The 16,826-nt window shown below is 67.8% G+C and carries 13 protein-coding genes; 8 read left to right on the forward strand and 5 right to left on the reverse strand.

The window, feature by feature from the left end; all coding sequences use genetic code 11:
- Positions 1–164: 164 nt before the first annotated feature.
- Positions 165–2,357: an excinuclease ABC subunit UvrB gene (gene uvrB, locus KV110_RS12565; RefSeq protein WP_246634494.1), complete on the forward strand. Its 2,193-nt coding sequence runs from the start codon at positions 165–167 to the stop codon at positions 2,355–2,357.
- 26 nt (positions 2,358–2,383) lie between these two features.
- On the opposite strand, the gene KV110_RS12570 is transcribed toward uvrB, so the two are convergent.
- On the reverse strand, positions 2,384–2,854 hold the full coding sequence (locus KV110_RS12570) for a VOC family protein (protein WP_218476107.1): 471 nt from the start codon (positions 2,852–2,854) through the stop codon (positions 2,384–2,386).
- A 64-nt stretch (positions 2,855–2,918) separates the two neighbouring features.
- On the opposite strand from KV110_RS12570, the gene KV110_RS12575 reads away from it, so the two are divergent.
- From KV110_RS12575 to KV110_RS12585, 3 genes are all read left to right on the forward strand, one after another.
- Entirely contained in the window at positions 2,919–3,812 is an 894-nt protein-coding gene (locus KV110_RS12575) for a helix-turn-helix domain-containing protein (RefSeq protein ID WP_218476109.1), read from the forward strand.
- Positions 3,813–3,919: 107 nt separating this feature from the next.
- Positions 3,920–4,333 carry a DoxX family protein gene (locus KV110_RS12580; RefSeq protein WP_218476111.1) on the forward strand — a complete coding sequence of 138 codons (414 nt, stop codon included), beginning with the start codon at positions 3,920–3,922 and terminating at the stop codon, positions 4,331–4,333.
- A 484-nt stretch (positions 4,334–4,817) separates the two neighbouring features.
- Positions 4,818–5,270, forward strand: coding sequence for a universal stress protein (locus KV110_RS12585; protein WP_014983412.1), 453 nt, complete (start codon positions 4,818–4,820; stop codon positions 5,268–5,270).
- Between the two features lie 70 nt (positions 5,271–5,340).
- On the opposite strand, the gene KV110_RS12590 is transcribed toward KV110_RS12585, so the two are convergent.
- Together KV110_RS12590 and KV110_RS12595 are read right to left on the reverse strand one after the other, a co-directional pair.
- Positions 5,341–7,629: a HelD family protein gene (locus KV110_RS12590; protein WP_246634495.1), complete on the reverse strand. Its 2,289-nt coding sequence runs from the start codon at positions 7,627–7,629 to the stop codon at positions 5,341–5,343.
- Between the two features lie 174 nt (positions 7,630–7,803).
- Complete coding sequence (locus KV110_RS12595; RefSeq protein ID WP_218476113.1) at positions 7,804–9,150, reverse strand: diguanylate cyclase domain-containing protein; 1,347 nt, start codon at positions 9,148–9,150, stop codon at positions 7,804–7,806.
- Positions 9,151–9,406: 256 nt separating this feature from the next.
- Here KV110_RS12595 and KV110_RS12600 point away from each other — a divergent pair, with 256 nt between their 5' ends.
- Positions 9,407–10,549 carry a beta-ketoacyl synthase N-terminal-like domain-containing protein gene (locus KV110_RS12600; protein WP_218476115.1) on the forward strand — a complete coding sequence of 381 codons (1,143 nt, stop codon included), beginning with the start codon at positions 9,407–9,409 and terminating at the stop codon, positions 10,547–10,549.
- Positions 10,550–10,663: 114 nt separating this feature from the next.
- A complete protein-coding gene (locus tag KV110_RS12605) occupies positions 10,664–11,440 on the forward strand; it encodes a sigma 54 modulation/S30EA ribosomal C-terminal domain-containing protein (protein ID WP_218476117.1) in 777 nt (258 codons plus the stop codon).
- Between the two features lie 6 nt (positions 11,441–11,446).
- Here KV110_RS12605 and KV110_RS12610 read toward each other — a convergent pair whose 3' ends face one another.
- Together KV110_RS12610 and KV110_RS12615 are read right to left on the reverse strand one after the other, a co-directional pair.
- On the reverse strand, positions 11,447–12,646 hold the full coding sequence (locus KV110_RS12610) for a sensor histidine kinase (RefSeq protein ID WP_218476119.1): 1,200 nt from the start codon (positions 12,644–12,646) through the stop codon (positions 11,447–11,449).
- A 6-nt stretch (positions 12,647–12,652) separates the two neighbouring features.
- Positions 12,653–13,288 carry a response regulator gene (locus tag KV110_RS12615; protein ID WP_218476121.1) on the reverse strand — a complete coding sequence of 212 codons (636 nt, stop codon included), beginning with the start codon at positions 13,286–13,288 and terminating at the stop codon, positions 12,653–12,655.
- 339 nt (positions 13,289–13,627) lie between these two features.
- Between KV110_RS12615 and KV110_RS12620 the strand changes: the two genes are divergently transcribed.
- Both KV110_RS12620 and KV110_RS12625 read left to right on the forward strand, forming a co-directional pair.
- Positions 13,628–14,680, forward strand: a complete 1,053-nt coding sequence (locus KV110_RS12620) for a glycosyltransferase (RefSeq protein WP_218476123.1) — start codon at positions 13,628–13,630, stop codon at positions 14,678–14,680.
- Between the two features lie 25 nt (positions 14,681–14,705).
- Positions 14,706–16,811, forward strand: a complete 2,106-nt coding sequence (locus KV110_RS12625; RefSeq protein WP_218476125.1) for an amylo-alpha-1,6-glucosidase — start codon at positions 14,706–14,708, stop codon at positions 16,809–16,811.
- Positions 16,812–16,826 lie beyond the last annotated feature (15 nt).

The following is a 16,826-nucleotide window of genomic DNA, read 5'->3' on the forward strand; positions in this document are numbered from 1 at the left end:
GGCAACGGGGCGGCTATCGCGCCCGCTGACCGACCGCGGCAACCGTCACTGCCGCGATGGACAGGCTCACGATCGGTCGGGTCGCGGCTCGTCGACGGCACGACCTACCTCGGCCGCCGGACGACCCGAGAAATCTGTCGGTGGCTGGGCTTAGGCTGGTGAGCATGGCATTCGCAACCGAGATTCCGACGGAAGGCTACGAGGAGAGGGCCGCGGGCGAGACCCCGCTGGCGCACTCCGAGCACCGTCCCGTGGGTGCGATCGAGCGCACCGAGGGGCGCTTCCAGGTGGTCAGCGAGCACGTGCCCGCCGGTGACCAGCCCGCCGCCATCGAGGAGTTGGAACGCCGGATCCGGGCGGGGGAGCGCGACGTCGTGCTGCTCGGCGCCACCGGCACCGGCAAGTCGGCCACCACGGCGTGGCTCATCGAGCGACTACAGCGCCCGACGCTGGTGATGGCCCCGAACAAGACCCTGGCCGCCCAGCTGGCCAACGAGCTGCGCGAGATGCTGCCGAACAACGCCGTCGAGTACTTCGTCTCGTACTACGACTACTACCAACCCGAGGCATACATCGCGCAGACCGACACCTATATCGAGAAGGACAGCTCGATCAACGACGACGTCGAGCGGCTGCGGCATTCGGCGACGTCGAGCCTGCTCTCCCGGCGCGACGTCGTGGTGGTCGCATCGGTGTCGTGCATCTACGGCCTCGGCACCCCGCAGTCCTACCTCGATCGCTCGGTGCAGCTCGAGGTTGGCACCGAGGTGGACCGCGACGCGCTGCTGCGGCTGCTGGTCGACGTGCAGTACACCCGCAACGACATGGCCTTCACCCGTGGTTCGTTCCGGGTGCGTGGTGACACCGTCGAGATCATCCCGTCCTACGAGGAGCTCGCGGTCCGCATCGAGTTCTTCGGCGACGAGATCGAGGCGCTGTACTACCTGCACCCGCTCACCGGTGACGTGGTCCGTCAGGTCGACATGCTGCGCATCTTCCCGGCCACCCACTACGTGGCCGGTCCGGACCGGATGGAGCGCGCGGTGCGCGACATCGAGGCCGAGTTGGAGCAGCGGCTGGCCGAGTTGGAGAAGCAGGGCAAACTGCTCGAAGCTCAGCGCCTGCGCATGCGCACCCAGTACGACCTGGAGATGATCCGGCAGGTCGGGTTCTGCTCCGGCATCGAGAACTACTCGCGCCACATCGACGGCCGCCCGGCCGGGTCGGCGCCCGCCACCCTGCTCGACTACTTCCCCGACGACTTCCTGCTGGTCATCGACGAGTCGCACGTGACGGTGCCGCAGATCGGCGGCATGTACGAGGGCGATATGTCGCGCAAGCGCAACCTGGTCGAATTCGGGTTCCGGCTGCCGTCCGCGGTGGACAACCGACCGCTCACCTGGGAGGAGTTCGCCGACCGGATCGGCCAGGCGGTATACCTGTCGGCCACCCCCGGTCCCTACGAACTGGGCCAGGTCGGCGGCGAGGTCGTCGAGCAGGTCATCCGTCCGACCGGACTGGTCGACCCGCAGGTCGTGGTCAAGCCGACCAAGGGTCAGATCGATGATCTGGTGCACGAGATCCGGCTGCGCACCGAAAAGGACGAGCGCGTCTTGGTCACCACGCTGACCAAGAAGATGGCAGAGGATCTCACCGATTACCTGCTCGGCCTCGGCGTGCGGGTGCGCTATCTGCACTCGGAGATCGACACCCTGCGCCGGGTGGAACTGCTGCGGCAGTTGCGCCTCGGCGAATACGACGTGCTCGTCGGCATCAACCTGTTGCGCGAGGGTCTGGACCTGCCCGAGGTATCGCTGGTCGCGATCCTCGACGCGGACAAGGAAGGCTTCCTGCGCAGCAGCACCAGCCTGATCCAGACCATCGGCCGCGCGGCGCGCAACGTGTCCGGCGAGGTGCACATGTACGCCGACAAGATCACTGATTCGATGCAGCACGCCATCGAGGAGACCGATCGCCGCCGGGCCAAGCAGGTCGCCTACAACAAAGAGATGGGCATCGACCCGACGCCGTTGCGGAAGAAGATCGCCGACATCCTCGACCAGGTGTACCGGGAGGCCGACGAGACCGAGGTGGAGGTCGGCGGTTCCGGCCGCAACGCCAGCCGCGGCCGTCGCGCCCAGGGTGAACCGGGCCGCGCCGTCAGCGCCGGTGTCTACGAGGGCCGCGACATCAAGTCGATGCCGCGCGCCGAACTCGCCGACCTGGTCAAGGAACTCACCGCGCAGATGATGAACGCGGCCCGCGAACTCCAATTCGAGCTCGCAGGCCGGTTGCGCGATGAGATCGCCGATCTCAAGAAGGAACTGCGCGGCATGGACGCCGCCGGGTTGAGTTGACCGGCGGCGCCCATCGGGCGGAGGCGTCAGCCCTGGGTGGCCATCCATTCGTCGACGCGGCGCTTCGCTTCCTCGGGAGCGACGTCCTCGACCTTGGTGATGACCGCCCAGCGGTGACCGAACGGATCGATCACCACGCCGTACCGGTCACCGGTGACGAAGGTTTGGGGTTCTTCGGCACTGCGGGCGCCGTGCGCGATGGCGCGCTCGATGACCGCGTCGACGTCGGGGCAGTAGTGCACGATCGAGGTGTGCACCCACTCGCCGTTCGGGGCGAGCACATTGTTGTCCGGGATGGGCATGCCCAGCTGCAGCGTCGAATCGCCGATCTTCAGTTCGGCGTGCGCGGGCTGGCCGTCGGGCAGGTCGTTGCGGGTGACCACCTCCGCACCGAACACGGCGGAGTAGAAGTCGATGGCCTTGTTGCCGTCGCCGACCGCGAGGAAACAGGTGATGGAGTGGTAGCCGTCGGCAATGGGGTTCACGGTGTTCGTCATGACATCAATCCTGGTCGGCGGCCTCGCTGCGGTCTTGTAAGAAAGCGACACGGACAGCGAAACCATGCCCGGCAGCGCTGATTCCGACCCGCGGCCACCCCGCAACCCGGTGGCCCCCGCCGACACCACCGGCATCCTGCACCCGGACGAGCAAGCCAAATATCGGACGCTGGCGCGGCTGCCCGCCGAGCCGCCGGTGGACCGATTCGTCGAGTGGTACTGGTCGGTGCGCTGGGATCTGTGCGGACGGCCGCCGTATCAGGCGCAGGTGCTGCCGTATCCGAGCGTGAATGTCACCTTCGAGCGATCGGCAAGTCGCACAGGCAGTTTCGTCAACGGCGTGTGCACGACCAAGTTCGTCCGGGAACTCAGCGGGGCGGGCGAGGTGTTCGGCGTGCGCTTCCGGGCGGGCGGTTTCGGTGCGTTCACCGGACTCGACGTCGGTGCGTTCCGGGACGCCAACGTCGAACTGACCGAGGTCATACCCGAGGCGGTCGGACTGGTCGACCGCGTCCTCGACGTCCCCACCGACCACCAGCGCCGCGCCGTCCTGCACGACTTCCTCGCGGCCCGCGCCTTCCCCGACGATCCGACCTACCGGCTGGTGCTCCGCATCGTCGACGCCATGGCCACCGACCAGGACCTGACCAGGGTCGATCAGCTCACCGACCGATTCGACCTGCCGATCCGCACCCTGCAACGCATGTTCCGCCGCTACGTCGGCGCGGGACCGAAATGGGTGCTGCGCCGATATCGCCTGCAGGACGGCGCCGAACTGCTCGCCCGCGGCCGTACCGAAGACCTCGCCGCATTGGCCGTGGAGCTGGGATACTTCGATCAGGCGCACTTCTCGCGGGAGTTCACCGCGGAAGTCGGAATGGCTCCACTGGAATACGCCAAGAATTCGCTACGCTCGCGCAACGAGGTCACAGCAAAGGTCATGCCGACCAGGGCATAGTTGCTGAGCCGACCGTATTCGACCATTCGGCCATGGGACCGGGAATAACTCCCGAGGCACTTAGTTGAATGTTGCACTACCTAACTCAGCCGAACAAGGAGCTGGATATGGATGTCGTGGTGTTGATCGGACGGGTGTTGTTTTCGGTGTTGTTCCTGAGCTCCGCGCTCGGGCACGTCATGCAGACCGAGGCGATGGCGGGGTACGCGCAGAGCAAAGGTGTTCCGATGGCGAAGCTCTCGGTGCTCGGCTCGGGTGCGTTGTTCGGCCTGGGCGGGTTGAGTGTGCTGCTCGGCGTGTGGGCCGACCTCGGCTCGCTGCTGCTCGCGGTGCTGCTGCTGGTGACCGCGCTGCTGATGCACACGTTCTGGAAGGAGACGGATCCGCAGGCCAAACAGGGTGAAATGATCCACTTCAACAAGAATCTTGCCCTTGCCGGTGCCGCGTTGATGCTGTTTGCCTTCTTCGCGCATGTCGACGACCTCGGATTGACCATCACCGGACCGCTTTTCGACCTCTGACCCCGCGTGCCGCGCTAATATTGCGCGTCCTTTTTACTGCAGGGAGAGGAAGGCATGGACATCATCGGCGCGATTCTGGGCTTATTCTGGGCGAACTACCAACCGTGGCCGTAATGGCACGGTAGTCCCAGGCTCACCTCGGCCCGTCCGGTGCGCGATTTGCGCGCCGAGACGGGCCGCTGGCTGTTCGATCGTCGCTGGTGTGTGACGAATATCCCACGGGGACAAGACCGTTCGCCGTAGTTGTGCTCGATCACAGATTCGCGGCGCGGCAATTGTGTCTGCCCTGGTTGCTCAGGCCCTTGCGGCATTTCCTGGCGAACGTGTGGCGGCAATGCCGGAACACCCCAGATGTGATGTGTTGCGATTTCTGATATTTCCGCTCAGTTTGCCGCTAGGGTCGAACCGAGTCGCTGCGCCGGTGCCGTGTTCCTGGGTTCGCACCGTGCGTAGGCACCCTGACACCGCACAGTTGGAGGACAGAATGACCGCCTACCGGACCATTGTTGTCGGTACCGATGGCTCGGACTCGTCGTACGTCGCCGTCGAGAAGGCCGCCGCTCTGGCTGGAGTGTCCGCCGCGACCCTGGTCATCGCGTGTGCTTACTACCCGACCGACGATCGCGACGTGGCCGCCGCCGCCGATGTGCTCAAGGAAGAGGCCTACCAGGTGCGCGGGTCCGCCCCCACCAACGAGATCCTGCGCACCGCGCGGGACAAGGCCGCCGCCGCGGGCGCGGTGGACATCGTCGAGCGCGCTGTGGTCGGCGAGCCCGTCGAGTCGCTGCTCACCCTGACCAAGGAAGTCGACGCCGACCTGCTCGTGGTCGGTAACCGCGGACTGAACACGCTGACCGGCCGCCTGCTCGGCTCCGTGCCGTCGGACGTCGCGCGCAAGTCGCGCTCGGACGTCCTGATCGTCCATACCGTCCGCTAGGAAAATTTCGACGAACTCCGCATTGCGCCGCATGGTGGCGCAATGCGGAGTTTCGCGTTCCCGTGACCCGTCAACGCAGCGCGCGCAGCACCTCCGGCAGTTCACCGCTGTGCACCACACCGAGCCGTTGCGTCGCGCGGGTGAGCGCGACGTACAGGTCGTTGAGGCCACGCGGTGATTCGGCCAGGATGCCTTGCGGCTCTACCAGATACACCGCGTCGAACTCGAGGCCCTTCACGTCGTGCACGGTGAGCACCCGCACCGATTCACCGGCCAGGTCGGCCAACTCCTCGACCAGCGCGTGCGGCGCGATCACCGCGGTCGTCCCCGGCCCGGTCTCCGCGGCGACCAATCGCGCGACCTCGTCGTGCACCTGGTCCGCGGCGACCCGGTACCCGCGCGGCGGGTTTCCGCTGTCGCGGACCGAGCGCGGCGCGGACGCCGACGGGTCGATCGCGGCAAGCACGTCCGCCGCGACGTCCATGATCTCGGCCGGGGTTCGGTAGTTCACCGTCAACTCGGTGAGTTTCCAGCGTTTGGCCACATACGGTTCCAGCATCCGCTGCCACGACGAGGCGCCTGCCGGATCGCCGGTCTGCGCCACATCGCCGACCACGGTGATCCAGCGGTTCGGAATGCGCCGCATCACCATCCGCCAGGCCATCTCCGACAGTTCCTGCGCCTCGTCCACGATCACGTGCCCGTAGGTCCAGGTGCGGTCGCCCGCGGCGCGCTCGGCGGTGGTCTGCCTGGTGCGCACGTCCTGGCGTTCGGCGAGCTGGCTCGCGTCGATCAGGTCGTAGGCCATCAGGATCTCCGGATCCATCTCGTCTTCGAGATCCTGTGGCGCCGAACCGGTCAGGATGTCCAGCGCGTCCTGCGCCTCGGCCAGCTGGGCCCGCCAGCGGCGCTTGGCACGCTCGCGTTCCTCGGTGTCGTCCACGCCGAGCAGTTCGGCGAGCTCGTCGAGCAGCGGGGCGTCGGCGGCGCTGAATTCGCCGTTGTCCGGTCGCACCAGCTCGGCTCGATCGTCCGGATCGAGCGCGGACGCGGCTCGGTCCAGCCGCTTCGGGTCGGCCAGCAGATCGGCCAGCACATCCTGCGGGGACAGCAGCGGCCACAGCTTGCCGATGGCCTGCTGGATCGCCTGGTCGGCCCGCATCTCGTCGCGGATCTCGGCCAGGTCGGTGCGGCTGAGCAGGCTGGCGCCGCCGGACAGGTCGGCGCCCATGGTCTCGGCGAGTTGGTCGGTGAGCGCGTCGATCACCGCGCTCGCGAAGATCGGCCGGGCCAGGTTGTGCGGGCGGCGCGAGGAGCGGGCCCGGCCGCGCGCCCTGGTGGCGATCTTGCGGTCCAGCGTCACCGGGTAGCCGTCGAAGCTGAGCCGGATCGGTTCGGCGGGCACCTCCTGCCGGTCGCGCACCGCCTGCTTGAGCACCTCGAGGATGGCGAGCGAACCCTTGATCTCGCCCGCCCGCAACGAATCCTCCCTGGTCGCTTTCACTCCCGGGTACAGGTCACCGATGGTGGACAGCAGCACGCCGGTCTCACCGAGCGAGGGGAGCACCTGGCCGATGTAGTCCAGGAAGGTGGCGTTCGGCCCGATGATCAGCACGCCGCTCTTGGCCAGCTGCTGGCGGTAGGTGTAGAGCAGGTAGGCGGCCCGGTGCAGCGCGACGGCCGTCTTGCCGGTACCCGGCCCGCCCTGCACCACCAGGACGCTTTTGTGCTCCGAGCGGATGATCGCGTCCTGCTCGTGCTGAATGGTCTCGACGATGTCGTTCATGTGCCCGGTGCGGGCGGCATTCAACGCGGCGAGCAGCGCGCTCTCACTGCCGACACCGCCGTCGTCGTCGGTCACCCCGGCTCGGCGCGCGGCGTCCAGATCGAGGTATTCGTCGTTGAGCGCGGTGACCTTGCGGTTGCGCGAGCGGATGTGCCTGCGCCGGGTCACCCCGTCCGGCGCCGCGGTGGTGGCGAGGTAGAACGGCCGGGCCAGGGGAGCGCGCCAGTCGAGCAACAGCGTCTCGTAGTCGTCCTTTTCGTCGAGGATGCCGAGCCTGCCGATGTAGCGATATTCATCGTCCAGGTCGATCCGGCCGAAACACAGACCGTGTTCTGCCGCATCGTATTTGGCGAGGTCCTCGGTGTAGAGCTGGCTGAACGATTCGCGTTCGCTGCGGGCCTGCGGGGTACCGCCGGATTCGAGCAGCACGGTTTTCAACCGGTTCCGGGCGTATTCGCGCATTTCGTCGAGCCGTTCGTACAGTCCCGACAGGTATGCCTGTTCCTGCTCGGTCTCGCGGGTCAGCTCCGGCGCGCCCTCCTGCGAGGCACGGTCCTGAGTGAGGTCGGGCAAACTGAACTCCTTGTCACCGCGATGAGCCGAGCGCACGGTACCCGCGAACGGCAAGGCGCACGCGAACGCTCGGAAAACAGAGTTGTCGAGTCTACTGCGATTGCGGCGGGCTCGCCGTATTCGCTGGTGAACAACACTTCGTTGCTCCGCTGGTATTCCGGCGAGCCCATGAAATCAGGAAGCGTGCGTGCTGTTGGGTCTGCGGCCCTTGCTCACCGAACCCTCGCGGTGTCCGGACGGCTTGGCCCGGTACATCGCCAGGTCAGCGTCGTGCAGCACGGCTTCGGGGGTGCGGCGGTCGCCGACCGCGAGCGGCGTGACGCCGATCGAGGCGTTCACCTCGATCCGGTGCCCGCGCGCGATGATCGGCTCGGCCATGGTCGAGCGCAGCCGCGCCACCAGCGCGTCGATGTCCACCCGCCGGGTGCCCCCGGACAGCAGCACCAGGAATTCGTCGCCGCCAAGCCGGCCGACGATATCGTCGCCACGCAGCGCCCGCTGCAACCGTTGCGCGACGATCTGCAACACCGTGTCGCCGATCGCGTGCCCGAGCGTGTCGTTGATCGCCTTGAACCCGTCCAGGTCGATGAACAGCACCGTGGACACCGGCAGGTCCTCGCTGGTGGCCAGCGCGCCGGCCAGCTGGGACAGGATCAGCGAGCGATTCGCCAGCCCGGTCAGCGAGTCGTGGGTGGCCTGGTACTCCAATTGCCGCCTGCTGGCTCGGAACTCGGTGATATCGGCGAACGACGAGACCGCGGACGAGCGCGGATCGTCGGGATTGAGCAGGCGGCTGCTGCCGGACAGCCAGCGCCGCTGCCCGTCGGCCCGGTCGACGCCGAAGACGTAACCGGTGATCGTCTCGCCGGTGGCCAGGGTGCGGGCGATGGGGTGGCGGGTCGGCGGCAGCGGCTGCGCGTTCGCGTCCAGCAGGGTCAGCGGAAGTGCCTGGATCACCTCGCCGAGCAGTTCGTCGTCGGAGCCCTCGGTGCCGAAGATGCGTTTGGCCGCCGGGTTGATCGATTCGATCCGGCCCTCCGGATCGATGACCACCACGCCTTCCTCCAACTGCGAGACGACCGTGGTGAAGTGTTGTTCGGCCAACCGCTGCGCGGCCTCGGCGTGGCGCTGGGCGGTGAGGTCGTGGATGACCACCTGATAGGCGAGGTGGTCGTGCCAGGCGGTGAGCACCGACACGGTCTCCACCGGCACCGTGACCCCGTCCACCCGGACCAGCGTCATCTCGGTGGGATCGGAGGCGGCGCCCTTGGTGGTGAGGTGACTGATCCGCTCCAGCATGCCGGGGATGGAGCCGGGGTGGACGAACTCGGTGAGTGGCTTGCCGATGATGTCGTCGGCGCTGTCGGCGGCCAGCAAACGCACGGTAGCCGGGTTGACGTAGACGACCATCCCGCGCTCGTGCACGCAGATACCGTCGGGCGTGTGCTCGACCAGAGAACGGTAGCGCTCGGCTAGCTGCTCGGCGGCGTCGACCGCGGCGGCTACCTTGTCCTCACCCACTCGAACCCCCGATCGTCGACCCGATTATGGCCATTGGAACATGGGATTATTCTGGTATCGACGTGTAGAAGATCACAGCGTCGACGCTATTGCTTCGATCACAGTTCGGGCACTTAATCGGGCTCTGTCCGGTGATCATTACAGAACCGATTCTCTGCGAAATATCTGGTCGATCGCTGATCGGCCGGGGAATCGGCGAAGGAGCGATGCTATGCCGGGCGCGACCCCGAACAACCGACCACAGCATCAAGATCATATGACGTTCGCCGGAATCGGTGCCGTCACGGCCTACGGCTGGGGTCGTGAGGCGCTGTGGCACGGCCTGTTGAGCGGGAAATCGGCCGCCTCGGTGCAGTCCGGGTACGGACCGGGTCGCGACGAGGATGCCTGGGTGTCGCTGGTCCCCGACGGCGGCGATCACACGGTCAGCACGAGCCGGTACGGGCGAGCCATCCACGAGTCGGCGCGGGAGGCGATCGCCGACGCGCTGGCACGCGGCTGGCAACCGGGCCGGACGGTCGGTCTGTTGCACGCGATCGTGCTCGGTGACGTCGTCAACTGGCGCGATTTCTACCTTGTCGACCACGGACACCGGCGGTCCCGCGACTACATGCGGTTGATCCCGTCCACCCCGCTCTCGGTGCTCATGCAGGAATACGGCTTCCACGGTCCCGCCATGAACGTCTCCGCGGCGTGCAGCTCGGCCAATGTCGCGCTGATCACCGCGCAACTCTGGCTGGACGCGGGCATCGCCGACGACGTCGTGTGCATCGCCACCGACATGTCCGCCACCCCCGACATGGTCGAGCACTTCGTCGGACTCGGCGCGGCGGTCACCGATACCGAACCACTCGACGGGTGCCGCCCGTTCCAGGAAGGCAGCCGCGGTTTCAGCTTCGGCGAGGCGTCGGTGGCGTTCGTGCTGAGCCGCGCGGTGCAGCGGCCCTACGCCGCGCTGCTCGGCGGCGGCATGAGCAACGACGCCTACCACGTGGTGTCCGTCGACCCCACCCACGAGCAGATCTTCGAGTGCACCCGACGCGCCCTCGACAACGCCGGGGTGACCGCGGCGGACGTGCGCTACTTCAACGCCCACGGCACCGGCACCCGGCAATGCGACGAGGCGGAACGGGATCTGCTGACCAACCTGTTCGGCGACCAGCCCCACGTCTACGCGCTCAAACCGCTGGCAGGCCACTGCCAGGGCGCGGCAGCGGGCGTCGAGGTCGCGGCCGCCGCGATGGGCTACGACCTGGGCATCGTGCCCGCCGCGCCGATCGTCGCGCCCGCCTACTTCCGATTGCTGGACGGGCCGACGCCGTTCGAGGGCGGTATCACCGCGAAACTGTCGCTAGGCATGGGTGGCAACAACTCTGTGGTGGTGCTCGGACCCGCCTGAGCCGGCCCCGCATCGCAACGACCGGTCATTGGAGGACTTTCGGCCCTGTTCGCCACGGCATTGCGATGGTGCTATGGGGTTTTGGCGGTGAATATCGAGGGCAGGACGTGTCACATGAAGTCACCGGGACTGTTGCCGTCGTCGTCGCCACAACACTGGCTGACCGCAAGCGATCTCGATCTGGCGGTGACCACCTTCGGTGCAGTCCCGGACGTGGACGTGACGCGGGCCGTCCGGGCGATCGGCCGGGTGCTGCGCAGGCACCACCTCGACGCGGCGACCAGGGTGCGTGTCACCGCGCCCGGCGATGCCGACGCGGCCACCGTGGTGCAGGCCAACGTTCGCTGCCGCGGCCTCGCCACCCGGGTGCAGGTGCCCGGGCCCGGCGGGTTCGCCGTCACCTTCGCCGCCGAGCGGCTGGACCGGCAGCTGGCCAGGCTCGCCACCACCCAGTCCAGGGCTTGGCCCGATCCCGCACGTCCACCGCTCGCGCGGGTCACCGAGCCGCGCCCGATCGTGCGCCGCAAGCGGTGCGCGCTGCGCACCGGCACTCCCGTCGAGGCGACGGCGGTGATGGACGCGATGGATTACGACGCCTACCTGTTCATCGACCGCGAATCCGGCACCGAGGCCGTGGTGCACTGGGGTGATCCGCTCGGCGTCCGGCTCGCCCGCCAGGATGCGGCGGTGAGCAGCCCGTCGACGGTCAATTCGCTTCCGCGCACGATGGATACCGAGCCAGCGCCCGTCTTGGACGAGGACCGCGCCGCGCACATCCTGTGCCATCACGGCCTGCCGTTTCTGTTCTTCACCGACCAGACCCGGGGTCGCGGCCGCCTGCTGTACCGCCGCTACGACGGCGATCTCACGCTGGTCGAACCCGTCCACTAGCGAACTTCAGCTCAGCGGGGCCGACCAGTGCACCCGCGTCCCACCGGTCGCACCGCGTTCGATGCTGCACCGGCCGTCCGACTCGCCCGCTCGCTGCGCGAGATTGGCCAGGCCGCTGGGGTTTACGTCGGCGGGCACGCCCGAACCGTTGTCCTGCACCAGGATGGTCAACTCGTCGGCGACGGTGATCTCGATCGTCACCGAGTTACCGCCGGAATGCCGCACCGCATTGCTGACCGATTCGCGGACCACGGCTTCTGCGTGATCGGCCAGCGTGGGACCGACCACCGACAGCGGCCCGTCGACGCGCAGCCGCGCCCGGATCGCGGTCTCGGCGGTCTGCTGCCGGATCGCGTCCTCCAGCCGTCGCCGCAGCGAGGTGCCCGAGCCGCCGTGCAGATCGGAGATCGTCGTCCTGATCTCGTGCACGATCTCCTGCAATCGATCGATCTCGTCCGAAAGGCGTTGCCGGACTTGCGGATCATCGACGCGCGCGGCCATGCCCTGCAAGCCGAGACCGACGGCGAAGACGCGCTGGATCACGTGGTCGTGCAGGTCCCGCGCAATCCGATCGCGATCGGCGAGCACATCGAGTTCGCGTGTCCGGCGCTGCGCGTCGGCGAGCTGCATGGCCAGCGCGGCCTGATCGGTGAATGCCGCGGTGAGCGCGACGAGTTCAGCGGAGTACGGCGCGGCCGCGGGGGCACGCACGACGATGAGCACACCGAGCACCACGCCCGCCGTCTGCAACGGCAGGATCAGCGCGGGGCCGGTCGCGCCGAGCGCGGCTCCGAGGTCGATGCCACCCGCGTCGGCCAGGTGCACCGTCGCGCGCTCCGCGAAGGCCTGGCCCGCGGCGGTGCCGATGAGCCGCACGGTGTGCTCGTCCACCGGCGCGGCCGCCCTCGACCAGTGCGCCACACCGAGTTCCGTGGCCTCCTCGGGCGGGATGCCCGGTTCGACCACCGCGAGCATCGCCTGCGCCGACTCGGTCAGCACCCGCGCGTTCTCGACCACCTGCGCGAGCACCCGGTGCGGTTCGGTGCCGGCCAGGAACTCAGTGGCGATGTCCCTGGTCGCCTCGATCCACGCCTGCCGGGTGCGGGCCCATTCGTGCAGCCTGGCGTTCTCGATGGCGATGCGGGTGGCGAAGTCCACGACGGTGCGCAACGTGTCGAGCACGGCGTGCGGGACGGGGTCCGGCATCGGCGTTCAGCGTTCGCCGAGCTTGCTGGCCAGCACCGCGGCCTGGGTGCGCCGCTCCATGCCGAGCTTGGCCAGCAATCTCGACACGTAGTTCTTCACCGTCTTCTCGGCCAGGAACATTCGGGCCGCTATCTGCCGGTTGGTGAGTCCCTCGCCGAGCAGGGCGAGCAGTCGGCGTTCCTGTTCGGTGAGCCCGGCCAGCGGGCCGTCGTCGTCGGGCGTGCTGTCGCGCAACCGCGCTCGCAATGCGGCGGCGGCCCGGTTGTCCAGCAGGGAACGGCCCGCGCCGACCGCCTTGATCGCGGCGGCCAGCTCCATGCCCTTGATGTTCTTCACGACATAACCGCTGGCACCGGCCAGAATCGCATCGAGCATGGCCTGCTCGTCGGTGTAGGAGGTGAGGATCAGGCAGCGCAGCCCGTCGACCTCGGCGAGCAGGTCGCGGCACAACTCGATGCCGTTGCCGTCGGGCAGCCGGACATCGAGCACCGCGACATCGGGACGCAGCACCGGAATCCGGGCCATCGCCTGCGCCACGTCACCGGCCTCGCCGATCACCGTCAGTTCGGGATCACCTTCCAGCAAATCGATCAGACCGCGCCGGACGATTTCGTGGTCGTCGACGAGAAATACCTCGAGCACGGCCGCCTCCCTGTCTTCGTTTGTCCGGTCGAAAGTAGCTCCCGCGAATCCCACGAGTAGACAACGAGGTTCCGGGTAAGCTTGCAATGAAGTCAACCAGAGGGGGCCTGGGCATCGGAGCCATAAGGCTCACGTATGTGTGGGAACTCGAGCGATGACATATTCAGCGACATTAGATTTCAGCACGATCTTCGGACCGCCGCGTGCGTGTCCCGGATGTGGATCCAGCGCCGTCAGCACTTTCGAAGAAGTTCCGGATGTCCTTTTGCGTTGCGCCGGCTGCGGCGCGCACTGGGGTTCCGCCGAGAAAGGGCGGGGCGTCGAAGAACGCAGGCTGCCATGAGAATCGGGCAGATAGTTCCGCCATGGGTACCGGTACCACCGCCGGCCTACGGTGGCACGGAAGCCGTTGTCGGCAATTTGGCGGTCGGTCTCGACATGCTCGGCCACGACGTGCATCTGTTCACGGTGGGTGAATCCACCTGCCCGGTGCGGCGATACTCCTTGTACGAGCATCCGACCGCGCAGATCGGGATCGGCGAGGCCGAGCTGATGCACGTGCTCGCGGCCTACGAGACGCTGGCCGACATGGACATCATCCACGACCACACCTCGCTCGGCCCGTTCGTCGGCGCCATCCAGGACGGCCCACCGGTGGTGGTCACCAACCACGGCCCTTTTTCGGCCATGCGCCAGGAACTGTTCCGTTCCATGGCGCGCCACGCCCACATCGTCGCGATTTCCGAGGCGCAGCGGCGGATGGCGGGCAGCGTGCCGATCGCCGAGGTGATCCACCACGGAATCGACCTCAACGCTTACCGATACGGTCCGGGCGGTGGCGGTTACGTGGTGTTCGTCGGCCGGATGAATGCGGAGAAGGGCGTGCACCGTGCGGTGCAGATAGCCCGGCTGGCCCGGCGCAAGTTGCTCATGATCACCAAGATGCGCGAACCGGAGGAGCGGCGCTACTACACTGAACGGGTGCGTCCACTGATGGGGCCCGACGATCCTGAACCGCGCGAGGAACCGATGTCGCGCCGGGTCGAACTGGTGCGCCACGCCGACGCGTTGATCAACCCGATCGAGTGGCCGGAACCCTTCGGACTCGTGATGGCGGAGTCATTGGCCTGCGGCACACCGGTTCTCGCGTTCCCCAACGGTGCGGCCCCGGAAATCGTCGACCACGGCAAGACCGGGTTCCTGTGCCGCGACGTGGAGGAGATGGTGGACGCCCTGGAGCAGGTGCACACCATCGATCGCCGTGTCTGCCGCACGGCGGCCGAGCAGCGGTTCGGCAGGCTGCGCATGGCGCGCGATCACGAGCGGCTGTATCGCCGCATCCTGGCAGGCGAGCGGGCAACCCGGGCGATGGTGCCCGCGCCGGTGGCGTGACCCGGGCAGCCGCGCGGACGCGCTCGTGACCCATCCGTGGGGCGACGGACCCGATACGGGCACGCCGCGGGCGATCAGCGCCGGCGTCACCCTGGTGGAGGGCTCGACCTTCTGCATCGGCGAAACCGGCGGGCGGATCAGCGCGAATCGCGCGGAGGGCTTGTTCGTTCGCGATACGAGAGTGTTGTCGCACTGGCGGCTGACCGTCGACGGGCTGGAACCGCAGCCGCTCACCGTGCGCTACGACGAACCGTACAGCGCGACGTTGCTGGCACGCACCGCGCCGCGGGCGGGCACCGCCGACAGCACCGCGCTGGTGATGATCAGCCGCCATGTCGGCGACGGCATGCGCGAGGACCTGGTCGTACGCAACCTGTCCGGCCAACCGCTCGACTGCGCGATCGTGCTGGAAGTGGACGCCGACTTCGCCGACCTGTTCGAGGTGAAGGAGGGCCGCACCGGCCGCGACGTGGTCACCGCGGCGCGCGCGATGAACGGCGCCGTCCAGATCAGCCGTCCCGAGCTGGCCATGTCGGTGACCGTCATCGGCAGCGGAGCCACCACCACCGACCGCGAATTGCGCTGGGAGATAAACCTTCCCGGGCGCGGCGAATGGTCCGCGTGCATCGAGTACCTGCCCGCGCTCGGCACCGACGCCGTGCCGCCGCGCTATCCGTGCGGCACACCGGTGAACCGCAGCGCACCCGCGCAACGGCTGCGCGAGTGGTACGCGAACTCGCCGACCGTGCACACCGAGGACAAGACCCTCGCGTCGGTGCTACAACGGACCCTCACCGATCTCGGTGCGTTACGCATCTTCGACCCCAACCATCTGGAGCGCTCGGTAGTGGCCGCGGGCGCGCCATGGTTCATGGCGCTGTTCGGCCGTGACTCGCTGCTCACCTCGTGGATGGTGCTGCCGCTGGACCGCAGACTCGCCGTCGGCACGCTGCAAAGCCTCGCCGACCTACAGGGCACCGAAGTGCGGGCGACGACCGAAGAGCAGCCGGGCCGGATCCCGCACGAGGTGCGGTTCGGGCGGGCGGCCACCTTGCTGCTCGGCGGCGGCACCGCGTATTACGGAACCGCCGACGCCACTGCGCTTTTCGTGATGTTGCTCGGCGAACTGCACCGCTGGGGACTGGACACGCGGATCCGTGACGACCTGCTGCCGCACGCGGATCGCGCGCTGGAGTGGATCGAACACTACGGCGACGTCGACGGCGACGGTTTCGTCGAATACCAGTGCGCCGCCGAGCACGGCCTGGCCAACCAGGGCTGGAAGGACTCCTGGGATGGCGTGAACTTCGCCGACGGCTCGTTGCCCGAGGCGCCGATCGCCCTGGCCGAGGTGCAGGGCTACGTCTACGCGGCGTATCTGGCCCGCGCCACGCTGGCCGCCGGGGTCGGCGATCACCCGACCGCGGAACGCTGGCGGGCCAAGGCCGCACAGCTGAAAATCGCGTTCAACCAGGCGTTCTGGCTACCGGACCGAGGCTGGTACGCGATCGGCCTCGACCGGGACAAGCGGCCGATCGACGCGCTCACCTCCAATATCGGCCACTGCCTATGGACCGGGATCGTCGACGACGACAAGGCCGCGCGGGTCGCCGACCACATGCTCTCGCCGGAGATGTTCAGCGGCTGGGGGATTCGCACCCTGGCCACCTCGATGGGCGCCTACAACCCGGTCAGCTATCACAACGGTTCGGTATGGCCGCACGACAACGCGATCTGCGCCGCCGGCCTGATGCGCTACGGCTTCACCGACCACGCCAATCGCGTCGTCGCGGCCGTGCTCGACGCCTCGACCCGATTCGGCTACCGGTTGCCCGAGCTCTACTGCGGCTTCGACCGCGCCGAATTCGACATCCCCGTGCCCTACCCGACCTCCTGCTCCCCGCAGGCGTGGGCCGCTGCCGCGCCATTGCTGTTTCTGCGTACGCTGTTGAGACTGGAACCGAGCGTTCCGGAGGGGGTGCTGTCGGTCGCACCGGTGGTTCCCGCCCGCTATCTGCCGCTTCGAGTCGGCGGGCTGCGCGTGGGCTCGGATGTGCTGACGGTCACCGTCGACGCGGATGGCTGGCAGGTCCGCGGTCTATCCGGTGACCTGCGGAGAACGAACTACTGACCTCGGCAGGTGTCC

This window comes from Nocardia iowensis, assembly GCF_019222765.1.
Taxonomy (GTDB): Bacteria; Actinomycetota; Actinomycetes; order Mycobacteriales; family Mycobacteriaceae; genus Nocardia; species Nocardia iowensis.

Coding starts and splice junctions, on each gene's coding strand:
- uvrB (WP_246634494.1), top strand. CDS start 165: ATGGCATTCGCAACCGAGATTCCGACGGAAGGCTACGAGGAGAGGGCC.
- KV110_RS12570 (WP_218476107.1), bottom strand. CDS start 2,854: ATGACGAACACCGTGAACCCCATTGCCGACGGCTACCACTCCATCACC.
- KV110_RS12575 (WP_218476109.1), top strand. CDS start 2,919: ATGCCCGGCAGCGCTGATTCCGACCCGCGGCCACCCCGCAACCCGGTG.
- KV110_RS12580 (WP_218476111.1), top strand. CDS start 3,920: ATGGATGTCGTGGTGTTGATCGGACGGGTGTTGTTTTCGGTGTTGTTC.
- KV110_RS12585 (WP_014983412.1), top strand. CDS start 4,818: ATGACCGCCTACCGGACCATTGTTGTCGGTACCGATGGCTCGGACTCG.
- KV110_RS12600 (WP_218476115.1), top strand. CDS start 9,407: ATGACGTTCGCCGGAATCGGTGCCGTCACGGCCTACGGCTGGGGTCGT.
- KV110_RS12605 (WP_218476117.1), top strand. CDS start 10,664: ATGAAGTCACCGGGACTGTTGCCGTCGTCGTCGCCACAACACTGGCTG.
- KV110_RS12610 (WP_218476119.1), bottom strand. CDS start 12,646: ATGCCGGACCCCGTCCCGCACGCCGTGCTCGACACGTTGCGCACCGTC.
- KV110_RS12620 (WP_218476123.1), top strand. CDS start 13,628: ATGAGAATCGGGCAGATAGTTCCGCCATGGGTACCGGTACCACCGCCG.